Origin of the sequence: Pseudomonas sp. 8 R 14, from assembly GCF_900005955.1 — a bacterium.
GTDB lineage: Bacteria > Pseudomonadota > Gammaproteobacteria > Pseudomonadales > Pseudomonadaceae > Aquipseudomonas > Aquipseudomonas marginalis.
The window spans coordinates 503031-516900 of sequence record NZ_CVTH01000087.1 but is presented as its reverse complement, the minus strand read 5'-3'; the positions used below and the strand labels follow the sequence as shown (position 1 = coordinate 516900).

The 13870-nt window shown below is 62.8% G+C and carries 8 protein-coding genes; 3 read left to right on the top strand and 5 right to left on the bottom strand.

The annotated features are described in order from the left end of the window. From BFQ01_RS27740 to BFQ01_RS27730, 3 genes are all read right to left on the bottom strand, one after another. On the bottom strand, positions 1–2887 hold a 2887-nt coding region (locus BFQ01_RS27740), incomplete at its 3' end, for a DUF6531 domain-containing protein (RefSeq protein WP_141691318.1). Between the two features lie 110 nt (positions 2888–2997). Beyond that, complete coding sequence (locus BFQ01_RS27735; RefSeq protein WP_065927782.1) at positions 2998–6081, bottom strand: efflux RND transporter permease subunit; 3084 nt, start codon at positions 6079–6081, stop codon at positions 2998–3000. 2 nt (positions 6082–6083) lie between these two features. Continuing rightward, the gene (locus tag BFQ01_RS27730) at positions 6084–7190 is read right to left on the bottom strand and encodes an efflux RND transporter periplasmic adaptor subunit (RefSeq protein ID WP_065927781.1); all 1107 of its coding nucleotides are present in this window, start codon (positions 7188–7190) and stop codon (positions 6084–6086) included. Positions 7191–7290: 100 nt separating this feature from the next. Between BFQ01_RS27730 and BFQ01_RS27725 the strand changes: the two genes are divergently transcribed. Both BFQ01_RS27725 and BFQ01_RS27720 read left to right on the top strand, forming a co-directional pair. Continuing rightward, complete coding sequence (locus BFQ01_RS27725; protein WP_065927780.1) at positions 7291–8496, top strand: multidrug effflux MFS transporter; 1206 nt, start codon at positions 7291–7293, stop codon at positions 8494–8496. Positions 8497–8574: 78 nt separating this feature from the next. Further along, positions 8575–10515 carry a TonB-dependent receptor domain-containing protein gene (locus BFQ01_RS27720; RefSeq protein WP_065927779.1) on the top strand — a complete coding sequence of 647 codons (1941 nt, stop codon included), beginning with the start codon at positions 8575–8577 and terminating at the stop codon, positions 10513–10515. Here BFQ01_RS27720 and BFQ01_RS27715 read toward each other — a convergent pair. Both BFQ01_RS27715 and BFQ01_RS27710 read right to left on the bottom strand, forming a co-directional pair. Beyond that, positions 10512–11831 (bottom strand): ATP-binding protein, encoded by a 1320-nt coding sequence (locus BFQ01_RS27715; protein ID WP_065927802.1) that lies wholly within the window; start codon positions 11829–11831, stop codon positions 10512–10514. The two genes, BFQ01_RS27720 and BFQ01_RS27715, sit on opposite strands and share 4 nt — an antisense overlap. A gap of 20 nt (positions 11832–11851) precedes the next feature. After that, on the bottom strand, positions 11852–12595 hold the full coding sequence (locus tag BFQ01_RS27710) for a response regulator (RefSeq protein WP_065927778.1): 744 nt from the start codon (positions 12593–12595) through the stop codon (positions 11852–11854). Between the two features lie 179 nt (positions 12596–12774). Here BFQ01_RS27710 and BFQ01_RS27705 point away from each other — a divergent pair, with 179 nt between their 5' ends. Beyond that, positions 12775–13641: a pirin family protein gene (locus BFQ01_RS27705; RefSeq protein ID WP_065927777.1), complete on the top strand. Its 867-nt coding sequence runs from the start codon at positions 12775–12777 to the stop codon at positions 13639–13641. Positions 13642–13870 lie beyond the last annotated feature (229 nt).

The window sequence follows — 13870 nt, the reverse complement described above, 5'->3', positions numbered from 1 at the left end:
GGATCAGGCCATTGGGGTGGTAATCAAGTCGGTAGGTCTCGCCGACCTCGTTTTCGATCTCGGTCAGCAATAACCGCACGTTGTCGTAGCGGTAGTTGACCTGAGTGCCATCAGCGTTGATGCGGCGACTGATCAGGTGCAACCCGTCGGCGTATTCGTAGCGGGTGACATGCCCCAGCTCATCGCGTTCGGCGGTGATTTTGCCGTAGGGGTTGTAGCTGTATTCCCGACATGCACCGCCTGGTAATACGACGCGAACCAAGCGACCCACGCTGTCCCACTGATACTGGGTCAGCGCGCCATGCTCATCCTCGCGGGCAAGCTGCCGGCCAAGATCGTCATAGCGATACCGCTTGATCCCGCCGTTGGGCAACTGCTCCTCAACCAGTTGCCCCCGCTCATTCCACACCAGCCGCTGACAACTGTGATCCGGGTACCAAACCCCAACCAGTTGCCCGTATTTGTCGTAGCTGTAATCCGTAACATGTCCGTCGGGATCGATCTTACGAATGACGTCGCCCTGGTCGTTACGCTCGTACTTCCAGACCGCCAGACCCCGCCTTACAACCCGTACGAAGCCATTGTCATGCTCGTAGGACGTCGGCTCATCATCCCCGGGAAACAACGCCACCAAGTGTCCGGCGTCGTCGTACTGATACGCCGTCACCGCCCCCAGCGGATCCTGCTCAACCGTCAGCCGGCCTTTAGCGTCGTAGGATTTGAAATGCTGGGCACCGTCCGGATCAATCCGCTGTACCAGCCGCGCCCGGTCGTCATGGACATACACTTCCTGACTGCCATCGGCGTTGTGCAGCGTGACACGGCCGTCGTCCCCCCAGACATACCGCGTATCCATCTGCGAGAAACTGGCCCAATGCCGAACACATCGCGCCGTTTTGCCGGACCGTTCCCACGCCCAAAAGAAACTCGCCCCACCGGCCAGTCCACGTTCAAGAATCACGTGCTGATCGTCGTAGCGATAAACCTCGCTTTCACCTACCGCATTGGTCGCCGAGACCAGTCGGCCAGCATCGTCATAGGCGTAGGAAACAATGCTCTGCTCAGTAATCCAGACATACGGACCACGGTCTTCGGCCCGCTGCACCTGGTAGTCCACCGCCACGATGCGGTCCGATTCATAGCGCAGGAACAGCGCACACCCCGCACCGTTATCCAGCCGCTCGATACGCCCCAGAAAATCCCGAGCAATCCGCAACCGGTTGTCGTAGGCATCACTGATCGAGACCAGCACACCGTCGCGAAAGTGATAAAACCGCGACGCCTGGGACAACACCAGTTCGTCCGGCGATGCGCCCAAATAGATTGCGGCTTCGGCCAAGCTGTTGGTGATTGCAGGCCGAGCAACGGTCGGCATCGGAAACGAAGTACTGCGGTTCTCATGGTCCGTCCACACCACCGAATCGCCTGAAACAGAAAGCCGATGCGCCAGCGAATGACTCCAGCCAAAACCCAGCCCGCCATCCACTTCCACCGCACTGGTGCGATATAACCGTGTCCACTCGAACGGCAAGATCCCATCCAACGTGCCGTCGGTGAGGGTGAGCAATTCCTCCCCGGTAACCATCGACACGGGGCAGCCGTTGGTGACGGTCTTATCCGAAGGGGCCGCCGCATCCCCGTTCGGGTTCTTCCCTGAAACGGGCACATCATCGACAGGCTCCTGCCTGACCAACACCGTCTGCTGAGTCTTCCTGCGAACCGCCGGCACCGGGTTCGAAACCACATGCTCCCCAACCTTCAACGGCGCAACCGGTACAGTCTTGATCGACGTCGCAGGGCCACCCAGCAGAACCGGTTTGGCGAGCTCGACATGCTCATCCATGGGCGATTTTCCGAACTGCCCAGCCATGCGTTCCAACCATCGGCGCGCACGTTGAGACTTGATGCCGCCCAGCACGTTGGTACTTATTCGAACCGCCATCCCCATCCCGGCAGTGGCGAGACACAGCAACAAGTTGATCAATACGTCGGCGCTGATTTCCCCGAGCAACTCGTTCATATAGGGCGGTGGCAACAGACGCATCCAGCTGACCATTGCCGACAGATAGATGAACAGCAGCGGCTCGTCGCTGAGCACCAACAAGCCCTTGGCGAGGGCGTCGGCGCCGAGGCTCAGCAGCTTTTCAAGTTCGTCCGCTGACAGGTAGTGCAACAGTTGTTCGGCATAAGCCAGCGGGTCGCCAAGCCACTGAAACAGCTGCTTGACAGTGTCCCAGAGTGAATAAAGCGCTTCGCCGAAGCCGCGGGCATAGGCTTGATGCAGGGCGAGGTAGCGCTTGGGGAAGCTGGCTTCGGAGTAACCCTTCCACAACGGTTCGAAGGTGGTCTCCCATTCACTGCGCAACCAACTGTCCAGCGGGGCGATAACCGACTGATAAGAGGCATACAGCGCCTTGAAATGGTCTTTGGAGACGTTGGGGTAGAAGCTGACCCGGTACTGCTGGTTGCGATCACACTCGGTGATTTCGAGGATGCCGCTGGGGCCGATGGTCTTGTGGATCGGCTCGCCCAGGGGGCCGCCCTCTGGATCGATGCGTTGCACCATCACGGGCGTATTGCCAATGGGCACGAACCGAGCGCTCTGGAACATATGCACCAGGGTCAACGTGCCGTTTGCCTGGCACATTGCGGTCGTGCTGCTGGGAAGGATGGCGCGGTTGATCGGCGCGATGAGCGCCACTTCATCCCCGACCTTGAAGACCTGTTCGATATCCAGGGCCGAAAAGCTAAAGAAGCTTTCCGCCCAGGTCTCGTAGGTATTGAGGCAGCGCCCGAAGTCGCTGAGAACGGATTCGACGTCCCGCGTCTTTGAATCCATGGCGGCCAGCACCAGGTAGCCAATGGCTTGGCGGGTCACCTCGATCATGAAACAGCCCCTTCAACCGGGGCTTTAACGAAAACCACCATCTGCAATCCCTCGCACTGTGTATTCAGGCGAGGGACTTTGCAGCGGTTTTCAGGGCAGGGGAGTAGCGCTTATCCGGCGCTTACGTGGGGCGTTTCGACAATTTTTGTCTTCTCCCGCCCCAGCACCAGGCTGCACAGCGCCGGCAGAAACAACAGCGTCAACACCGTGCCCACCACCACCCCGCCAATCAGCACGAATGCCAGGGACGACCAGAACACCGACAACGTCAGCGGAATAAACGCCAGCGCCGCCGCCAGCGCGGTCAATATCACCGGCCGCGCGCGCCGCACCGTGGCCTCGACAATCGCCGCGTGGATCGCCATGCCATGCTCCTGGTTCTGGCGGATCTGGTCGGTAAAGATCAACGTGTTGCGCATCAGGATCCCGCCGATCCCGATCAAGCCCAGGATCGCGTTGAACCCGAACGGCTGGTTGAACAGCAGCAAGGTCGGCACCGCGCCAATCAAGCCCAGCGGCGCGGTGGCGAAGACCATGAACATCACGCCGAAGGAACGCACCTGGAACATGATCACCGTGAGGGTCAGCAGGATCATGATCGGGAACAGCGCCGCCAGCGCAACGTTGGCCTTGGCGCTTTCTTCCACCGGGCCGCCGATGTCGATCCGGTAACCGGCCGGCAGCCGGGCGATCAGCGGTTGCAGGTCTTTGTACACGGCCATTTCCACGTCGGGCGGTTGCACGCCGTCGATGATGTCGGCACGCACTTCCACGGTGCTCGCGCGGTTGCGGCGCTTGAGGATCGGCTCTTCCATCACCGCCTGGAACTGCCCGACCTGGGCCAGGGGCACCGACGTGCCGGCGCTGTTGGTCAGGGTCATGTTGTTGAGGTTGCCGAGGTTCTCGCGCTGGTTGCCCTGGGCGCGGGCGACCACGGACACGGTGCGGTTGCCCTCACGCACTTCGGTGATCGGGTTGCCGCTGAGCAAGGCGTTGAGCTGGGATTTGACCTCGTTGGGGGTAAAACCGAGCAGGCGCAGGCGGTCTTGATCCAGCACCAGGCGATAACCGCTGGTGCGCTCGCCCCAATCGAGAAAGGCGTCCTTGGTCAGCGCGTTGGCGGCAACGACCTTGCGCACGTCCTCGGACACGCCGCGCAGCACCTCCACATTCGGGCCGGACACGCGGAACACCACGGGGAAGGGCACCGGCGGGCCGAACAGCAACTGGGTGACCCGCACCCGCGCCGCCGGAAACTCACCGGCCGCAATTCGCTCACGCATGCGCAGCTTCAAGGCGTCACGGGCGTGAGAGTCCGGCGTCTGCACGATCAGCTTGGCAAACGCCGGGTCCGGCATTTCGGGGTTCAGCGACAGGAAGAAACGCGGTGCACCACCGCCCACATAGGTGTCGACCATGCTGGCCTGCGGCTCTTGCAGCAGCGCCTTTTCCAACTGCGCCGCCACCGCCTCGGTGCTCTTGAAGGCACTGCCGGGCGGCATATACACCTCAAGAATCAGCTCGGAACGGTCGGAGTTGGGGAAGAACTGTTTCTTCACCACGGCCATGCCCAGTACGCACAGTACAAAGGCAGCGATCACCAACCCGGTCACCAGCCAACGCCTGCGTACGCAGGCTTCGACCAAATCACGCAGTTTCTGGTAATAGCGCCCGGCGTAAATCGCGTCGTGGCCACCGGGCACCGGTTTGATCTGCGGCAGCAACTTCACACCCAGGTACGGCGTGAACACCACCGCCACCAGCCAGGACGAGATCAGCGCAAAGCCGACGATCCAGAAGATATTGCCGGCGTATTCCCCCGCACCGGACCGTGCAAATCCCACCGGCAGAAAGCCGATGATCGTCACCAACGTACCGGTGAGCATCGGGGCCGCCGTGGAGCTCCAGGCGAAGGTGGCTGCATGAATCCGGTCAAAACCTTCCTCCAGTTTTACCACCATCATTTCAATGGCGATGATGGCGTCATCCACCAGCAGGCCCAGGGAAATGATCAGTGCACCCAGGGTAATGCGGTCGAACTCACGCCCGGTGAGCAGCATGATCACAAACACCACCGACAAGGTCAGCGGCACCGCAGCCGCCACCACCAGGCCGACGCGAAAGCCCAGGGCCAGCAGGCTGATGAGCATCACCACCGCCAGGGCAACGAAGAATTTGAGCATGAATTCATTCACCGCCAGGCTGATGTTTTTCGCCTGGTCGGAGACTTTGGCGAAGTTCACGCCCAACGGCAGGTCCGCCTGGATCCGGGCTTCCTCGGCCTTGAGGCTTTTGTCCAGCTCCAGACCGTTCCAGTGTTTTTCCATGATCACGCCGAGCATCAGCGCCGGGTCGCCCTGGTGGCGGATGCGGTAGCTGGGCGGGTCTTCATAACCGCGGCTGACGCTGGCTACATCGGCAATGCGCAGCACGCGACCGTTGACTTCCAGGGGCACGTTTTCGATCAGCGCCAGGCTATCGAAGGCACCGTCGATACGGATATAGGCGCGCGCGCCTGCGGTTTCGACAAAACCTGACGGGGCCACGGCGTTCTGCGCGGCGAGGGCAGCGAAGATCTGCTCCGGCTTGATCCCCAGGGTCGCCAGGCGCTCATAGGAGAACTCGACAAAAATCCGCTGGGCCTGCTCGCCGAGGATATTGACCTTCTTCACCCCCGGCAGGTTGAGCAGGCCCTGGCGCAAGGCCTCGGCCATCTGCACCTGTTGCCGATGGGGCAAGTGCTCGGCCTCTAGGGCGTACAGGGCGAAGTACACATCGGAATATTCATCGTTGAAGAACGGCCCGATCACCCCGTTGGGCAGCCTCGCGGCTTCATCGCTGAGTTTTTTGCGCGTCTGGTAGAACAGCTCCTGGATTTCGCTGGGGCGCGTGGACTCCTTGTAGGTCATGCGCATCGACACAAAGCCTGGCTGGGCGATGGTCTCGACGCGGTCGTAGTAGTCCAGTTCCTGCAGGCGCTTCTCCAGGCGGTCGGCCACCTGCTCCTGCATCTCCTGGGCAGTGGCGCCGGGCCAGGCGGCGGTAATGGTCATGACCTTGACGGTAAACGAGGGGTCTTCGGCGCGTCCCAGTTTGCCGAACGAGAAGATCCCGGCGGCGAGGATCGCAATGATCAAAAACAGCGTGACTGCGCGGTGCTTGACCGCCAGTTCCGAGAGGTTGATGCCGCGCATGCTCATTGGTCCTGTTTGCGGTTGAGGGCCAGCACCTGGGCGGGCAACAGGCGCACCGCGTCGCCACCGTGCAACAGGTGCGCACCGAGGGCGACGACGACCTGGCCGGGGTTCACGCCGCTGTCGAGCAGGGCGTCTTCCTGGCCGAGGCTGGCGACCTTGACGGCGGCGAAGCTGACCTTGTCATCCGCGCCGATCAACCACACACCGGTGCCTTGCCCTGCATCGTGCAAGGCGCCGATCGGTACGCGGGTTTGTTGTGCCTGGCCGTCGCCTTGCAGGCGCACGGTGATGGTCGAGCCGAGGGCGAAGCGCTCGACGTTACCGTGCAGCACATAACGGGCGCGGTAGGTGCGGGTGGTGGGATCGGCGCTGGCCGACAGTTCGCGCAAGGTCGCCGTCACCGCCTGGTCCGGGGCGCCGAAGGGGAAGGCCAGGGCTTTTTGCGCGGCCTGGTCGCGCTGGTTTTCCGGCAGGTTGACGATGGCTTCGCGGGCACCGTCATGGGCCAGGCGCGCGACGATTTGCCCTTCGGCGACCACTTGGCCGCGGTCCACCCGCACGTCGGTGATGATGCCGTCGCCATCGGCCTTGAGCACCGAATAAGTGCGGCGGTTCTCGATCTGACTGGCGTCGGATTGCGCCGCGGCCAACTCGGCCTCGGCCACGCGCAAGTTAGTCGCCGACTGGTCGAAGATCTGTCGTGACACGGCACCGGTACTGGCCAGGCGCTGGTAGCGGTTTTCATCGTCACGGCGCTGACGCAGTTGAGCCTGGGCGGCGTTGACGCGGTTTTTCGCCGAACGCAGGGCCAGCTCGAAGTCGCCGATGTCGAGCACCAGCAGGGTGTCGCCACGGGAAACGTGCTGGCCGGGGTCGACCTTGCGTTCGATGACCTTGCCGCTGACCCGGAAGCCCAGGTCGCTTTCCGTACGCGCAGCCACCACGCCGGTATAGGCGCTTTGCTGAGTGCCGGCGGCTTCGACCTTGGCGGCGAGTACCGGACGCGGTTGCGGCGCTTGGGCGGCGGTGTCGGCCTGGCTGTTGCAGCCGCTGAGGATGATCAACAGGGCCAGGGGCGTGAGAAGGCGCGAGGGGAGAGGGATCATGTCGGGCTCCGGGGATTACCATTGGGCAAAAAATTATGGACATAATTTTTTACGCATATTATGGTCGAAATATAAATAAATCCAGCCTCGGATAATCCCCATGTCGAACGCCCCGGCCCCATCGCGAAGCTTGTTGTTTTTACTGGTGGCCCTGACGGCACTGGGTGAAGTCTCGACCCAATTGATCATTCCAGGCTTGGGTCTGATCGAGCACGCCCTGTTGGCGCCACCGGGTTCGGCGCTGATGGCACTGTCGGCGTTTGTCGCCGCCTTTGGCCTGGGGCAACTGCTGTTCGGCCCGCTGTCGGACCGCATCGGCCGCCGTCCGGTGCTGATCGGCGGGCTGTTGCTGTATGTGCTGGCGACCTTGTCGATGCTGCTGGTCAATGACATCCAGCAATTTATCGCCGCTCGCGTCGTGCAAGGCCTCGGCGCCTGCGCTGCGCTGGTACTGGCGCGTACCGTGGTGCGTGACGTGTGGAAGGCCGAGGCGGGGCCGGCGCTGGCGCTGACCATGATCGGCATGCTCTACGCCATCGTCGTCGCCCCGATGGTCGGTGGCCTGCTGATCAAGGTGCTGGGCTGGCGTGCGCCGATCCTGCTGGCACTGGTGATTGGCAGTGGGGTGCTGCTGCTGGCGCTGCTGTTCTTTCGCGAGAGCAACCACTTCCTCGACCCCAAGGCCGGCCACTGGCGCACCCTCGGCGGGCAATACCTGGACCTGCTCAAGGGCCGCCAGTACCGCGCGTTCGCCGTGGCGCTGGCGTGTACCTATGGCGCCATGTTCGCGGTGATCGCCGGTTCCTCGGCGGTGTATATCAATCTGTTGGGCTTGAGCAGCCTGGAGTACGGCATCAATTTTGGCCTGATCGTGTCGATGCTGATCATCGGTTCCACCTACACCCGACGCAACATCCAGCGCCTGGGGCCGCAACGGATTGTGGCGATGGGCGTGACGCTGGTAGCCATGGGCGGGATTGCCGCACTGGTGATTTATGCGCTGTTTGGCCTGTCGGTGCTGGGCCTGGATATTCCCATTGCGCTGGCGACCCTCGGCGGCGGCCTGGTATTGCCCGGGTCTGTGACCGGAGGGGTCATGCCCAACGCTCACCGTGCCGGTTTGGCGGCCGGCTTGATGGGCTTTGCGCAGATGTTCGGCGCGACCTGCAGCGGCCTGTTACTGAGCCATCTGCGTGACGGCAGTGCAACACCGATGATCGTGATCCAGGCGTGTTTTGCCGTGACGGCTTTCGCGGCCTTCCATCTGTTGCGTGAGCGCCGTACCGCAGAGGTCGCGGCGGCTTGAGCTGTCACACTTTGTCCAAGTTATTCGGGGCTGGATGATTACGATTCTCTTTTGAGTCTAATCCGAAGGTCTTCGCCCATGCTGCCTGCTTTTCGTTTCTCGCCCCTGGCCCTGCTGGTTGCCGCCAGTCTTCATGCCCACGCCGATGAGCCTGTTGCACTGGAACTCAATGATGTAGTGGTGACTGCATCCGGTTTTGCGCAAAGTGCGGAAGACGCACCGGCCTCGGTCACCGTGATCGATGGCGAGGCGCTGCGTCGCAAGTCCTACCGCGACCTCGGCGACGCGGTTAAAGATGTGGAAGGCGTGACCGTCAACGGCGGTGCGAATGAAACCGACATCTCCATCCGTGGCATGCCGGCCGACTACACCCTGATCATGGTCGACGGCAAGCGCCAGAGTGCGCGGGAATCGCGGGTCAACGGCAACAGTGGCTATGAACAGAGCTTCGTGCCACCCGCTGCGGCCATCGAGCGGATTGAAGTGGTGCGCGGGCCGATGTCGTCGCTGTACGGCTCGGATGCCATCGGCGGGGTGATCAACGTGATCACGCGCAAGGTCTCACCGACCTGGGGCGGCTCCATCGGGTATGACTACTCGGCGCGTCAGCACAGCGACCAGGGTAATGCACGCCAGACCCAGTTCTACCTCAGTGGTCCGCTCAAGGAAGATTTCCTCGGTTTGCAGGTGTGGGGCCGCTACCTGGATCGCCAGGCCGATGACGACATCGAGCAAACCAATGGCTTCAGCAAGGCTGACCACCGCGACCTCACCGCGCGCCTGGCCTTCACCCCCACTATCGACCACGACATCCTGCTGGAAGCCGGCGCCACGCGCTTGAAGAATGGCGACGGCATGAGCGCCAACTGGGCCACCCGCGAACAGGAAAACAACCGCGATCACTGGTCGCTGTCCCACCAGGGCCGCTGGGGCTGGGCCACCTCGGACATTGCCTTGTCCCAGGAAACCTCCAGCCGTGAAGGCAAGGCGACACCGGCGCAGACTGACATCTACGGGCGCAAACCCGAGATCAAGAACAGCGTGTTTGACGCCAAGCTGGTGGTGCCCACCGCCCATAACGTCAGCACCGTGGGCGTGCAATGGAATAAAAGCGAGCTCACCGACTGGAACCAGGGCCTCGGTGACCGCGTCGACTATAAATTCTCGGTGGTGCAAAAAGCCCTGTTCGCGGAAAACGAGTGGTCGATGACCGACAGCTTCGCCCTGACCACCGGCCTGCGCCTGGATGAGCACGAAGAGTACGGCGCCCACCTCAGCCCGCGGGTCTACGGGGTGTGGCGCGCCACCGAGCAGTGGACGTTCAAGGGCGGTGTTGCACGTGGCTTTAAGGCCCCCGAGCTGCGTGCGGTCGTCGAGGATTACGCCTACCTGCGCCGCAACCGCTTCGTGATGTTCGGCAACCCGGACCTCAAGCCCGAGACCAGCACCAACTATGAAGTCTCGGCGCTGTGGAGCAACCGCGACAACCTGTCCGGCGGCGTGACGCTGTTCTACAACGACTTCCAGGACAAGCTTTCCACCGTCACCACCGACCGGCGCTGGAACGGCTACACCATCATGGAGCGGGTCAACGTCGACAAGGCGATCATCCAGGGCGTTGAGCTCAACGGCCAATGGGACATCAACCCCAGCGTGCTGCTCAAAGCCAACTACACCTACACTGACTCCGAGCAGAAAAGCGGCGCCAACAAAGGCGCGCCCCTGGCCCTCACCCCTGAGCAAAAAGCCAATGTGCGTACCGAGTGGACCATTAACGATCGCACCCAGGCCTGGGCTTCGCTGAGCTACTACGGCGAGGAAACCGGCAACACCATCACCACCGACGAACCGGCGCCGGGCTACACCACCGCCGACCTGGGCGGCTCCTATGACGTGAGCGATTCGTTGACCCTCAACGCCTCCCTGAACAACCTCACCGACAAGCGCCTGGACGATGAAACCTATGGCACGGTGAACTACGGCCGCACCCTGTGGATGGGCGCCACGCTCAACTTCTAGAGCGCGGTGGGCAATCGCACCACCGCGCACAGGCCGGCCGGTGGGCGATTCTCCAAGACCAGTTCACCGCCATGGGCCTGGATGCACGACCGTGCAATCGCCAGGCCCAGCCCCACGCCGCCGTCACTGACACCCCGTTGTACGAAGGGCTCGAAGACTTTGCTCAACCACGCCTCGGGTAGACCTTGGCCGTGGTCGAGAATCTCGATGCGCAGCCAGCCGTTGTCCTCGCGAACCAGGCTCAGGTCGGCATCGCCGGCATGGCGCAGGGCGTTGTCAATCAGGTTGGTCAGTGCACGTTTGAGCGCCAGCGGGCGGCAGGTCAGCAGCAAGGACGGTGCGCCGGCCCAGGTGACGGGCTGCTGAAGGCGTTGGTAACGCTTGGCCAGGTCATCCAGCAGGTCGTTCAATGAAGTCGTAGCGGTAGGTTCCTGCACCGTGTCATCGCGCACGAAATTCAGGGTTTCACGCACCATGGCACTCAATTCCGCGAGGCTTTCGAGCATGTCATCGCGGGCTGCGCCGGGCTCCAGCAATTCCACTTGCAGGCGCAGTTCGGTGATCGGCGTATTCAAGTCATGGCTGACCGCTGCGAGCATCCGCGTGCGGCCTTCGACATGCCGTGCGAGGTTGGCCTGCATGGTGTTGAAGGCGGCAGTGAGGTCGCGGGCTTCCTGTGGGCCGGTTTCCGGCAGCGGGGCGATCCATTCACCGCGGCTGACGCGCTCGGTGGCCTTGGCCAGGGTCTTGATCGGGCGCACCACGCGGGCAATGAAAAACATCACGATCAGCAGCACCGGCAGGGTCGTCACCGGCAGGCTGTAGGCCAGGACGCGACCCCATTCATAGGCGCCGGCGGGGTATTGCACGGCATTCAGGTAGGTACCGTTGGGCAGCGGCACGCTGCTGCGCAGGCGCAACGGCGCCCAGCCGGCGGGGCTGAACACATGGGTGCGGGCGTCGGCGCCGCTGATGCGTTCCAACTGCATGCCGATGGCGGCGCTGTTATCCAGCTGTAATTGGCGCCGCAGCTCGTTGGCCAGGCGCTGTTCTTCCGGGCGTTGCGCAAACGGCGCCACCTCCGGCGTGGGGCCGATCCAGAAGCGCGTGTCGTCGGTGCTCATGCCGGCCAGCAGGTGCGCGGTTTCACTCGAGGTCAGGTCGATTGCCGTGTGATGGGCAATCCCCAGGCGTTCCAGGCTGAAACTGCGCGACAGCGGGTGGATCAGGCTGCCGGTGCGCTGCAGGAACAACATCGCAATGGCGTTCGACGCCAGCAGTGCCAGCAGCAACAACAGGCTCAACTGCCGTGCCAGGGTCCGCGGCCACAGCCGGTTCAGGGCGTGCATTCGCTGACCTCGGCGGCCAATAGATAACCGCCGCCCCAGATGGTGCGTAACAGTTCCGGGGTGGCATCGCCCTGGGCCAGCTTGCGGCGCAGGCGGCTGACTTGCCGGTCGATGGCGCGGTCGCTGACATCGCTGTCGGCGGCGGCGGTGAGGTCGATCAAGCGTTCGCGGGGCAACAGGGTGTTGGGGTGGGCGAGGAACACTTGCAACAGCCGGCTTTCGGCAGTGCTGAGCTGGATGGCCGGGCTGCCGTCGCGGCGCAAGGTGGCGCTGGTCACACTGAAGTGCCAGCCGGCAAACTCATAGGCCCGTGCGCCAGTGCCGGGCGCGGTGGGGCCGGTCGCGCGGCCCTGACGGCGCAGCACGCTGTTGATACGCGCCACCAGCTCCCGGGGCTCGAACGGCTTGGTGACGTAATCGTCGGCACCCAGGTCCAGGCCGCGTATGCGGTCGGCGGCAGTGTCGCGGGCGGTCAGCAGGATCACCGGGGTGTTGCTGCGCCGATGCAACTGGTTGCACAACTCAAAGCCATCGCCATCCGGCAGCAGCACGTCGAGCACCACCACATCGAACGCCTGGGTCTTGAGCAATTGCCACATGCCGGCCGCGTCTTCAGCGGTGCGCACCTCAAAGGTGTAACGTCGCAGGTACGTGGCCAAGGGTTCACGAATCTTGCGGTGGTCATCCACCACCAGTACGCGCGGTGCGGCAGGCGCAGGGGCAAACGGCATTGCAGCCCTCGAGGGTTGAGCGGGAGAGGGCGGATATTACTACGAGTCATTATCATTAACGCTGTTTTTGTGAGGCTGCAGTCGTAGATCGTCCTGCCGGTAGGACGATCAAGGTTATTTTTACCGTCTAGCGCCGAATTGCTGCGAGTTTTAAGGTGTATGCACTTTGGAGGACTACCATGAAAAAACTCATCGGCATCTACACCAGCCCTCGCGCCCATTGGGTCGGCGACGGCTTTCCCGTGCGTACGCTGTTTTCCTACGACTCGATGGGCAAGCACATCAGCCCATTCCTGCTCCTGGACCACGCCGGGCCGGCCGATTTCAACCCGACAGACCAGCGTCGCGGCGTCGGCCAGCACCCCCATCGCGGTTTTGAAACCGTGACCATCGTCTACGATGGCGAAGTCGAACACCGCGATTCCACCGGCGCCGGCGGCAAAATCGGCCCGGGCGATGTGCAATGGATGACCGCCGCCAAGGGCATCCTCCACGAGGAGTTCCACTCCGTCGCCTTCGCCCGCAGCGGCGGTGCGTTGGAGATGGTGCAACTGTGGGTCAACCTGCCCGCCAAGGACAAAATGGCCGACGCGGGCTACCAGACCATCGTCGACGGCGATATCCCCGTGCTGCCCCTGGCCAACGACGCCGGCCACCTGCGCCTGATCGCCGGTGAATTCGCCGGCACCCAGGGACCGGCGCGCACCTTCACGCCGATCGATGTGTGGGACCTGCGCCTCAACGCCGGCAAGCCCGTCACCCTCGACCTGCACGCCGGGCGCAACACTGCCCTGGTGATCCTGCGCGGCACGGTGCTGGTCAATGGCGAAGACGTCGCACGCCAAGGCCAACTGGCGTTGTTCGACCGCGATGGCCGCCAACTCATCCTGGAGGCCAACGACGACGCCAAGGTCCTGCTGCTCAGCGGCGAACCGATTGACGAGCCTATCGTTGGGCATGGACCGTTTGTGATGAATACCGAGCAGGAGATTCACCAGGCGTTTGCGGATTTCCAATCGGGTAAGTTTGGGCGGATGCAGGCCTGACGGATCACCTGAAAACCTGTGGATGCAGGTTTTCAGGGGTGAGTTGAGTGGTGGTGGCAAGCCGACTTGTTGTGGTGAGCGGGCTTGCCCCGCGCTGGGCTGCGCAGCAGCCCCAATAAACTCGACGCGGTTTTCCAGACGTTCCGAGGCAGATGGTTTCAGGGCCGCTTCGCGCCCCAGCGCGGGGCAAGCCCGCTCACCACAACAAGCCCGTTCACCACCGTTGCGC

Bases quoted from the DNA above. Each gene is read 5' to 3' on its own strand.
- BFQ01_RS27710 (WP_065927778.1), bottom strand. From the start codon at position 12,595: ATGCCGTTTGCCCCTGCGCCTGCCGCACCGCGCGTACTGGTGGTGGAT.
- BFQ01_RS27730 (WP_065927781.1), bottom strand. From the start codon at position 7,190: ATGATCCCTCTCCCCTCGCGCCTTCTCACGCCCCTGGCCCTGTTGATC.
- BFQ01_RS27705 (WP_065927777.1), top strand. From the start codon at position 12,775: ATGAAAAAACTCATCGGCATCTACACCAGCCCTCGCGCCCATTGGGTC.
- BFQ01_RS27720 (WP_065927779.1), top strand. From the start codon at position 8,575: ATGCTGCCTGCTTTTCGTTTCTCGCCCCTGGCCCTGCTGGTTGCCGCC.
- BFQ01_RS27735 (WP_065927782.1), bottom strand. From the start codon at position 6,081: ATGCGCGGCATCAACCTCTCGGAACTGGCGGTCAAGCACCGCGCAGTC.
- BFQ01_RS27725 (WP_065927780.1), top strand. From the start codon at position 7,291: ATGTCGAACGCCCCGGCCCCATCGCGAAGCTTGTTGTTTTTACTGGTG.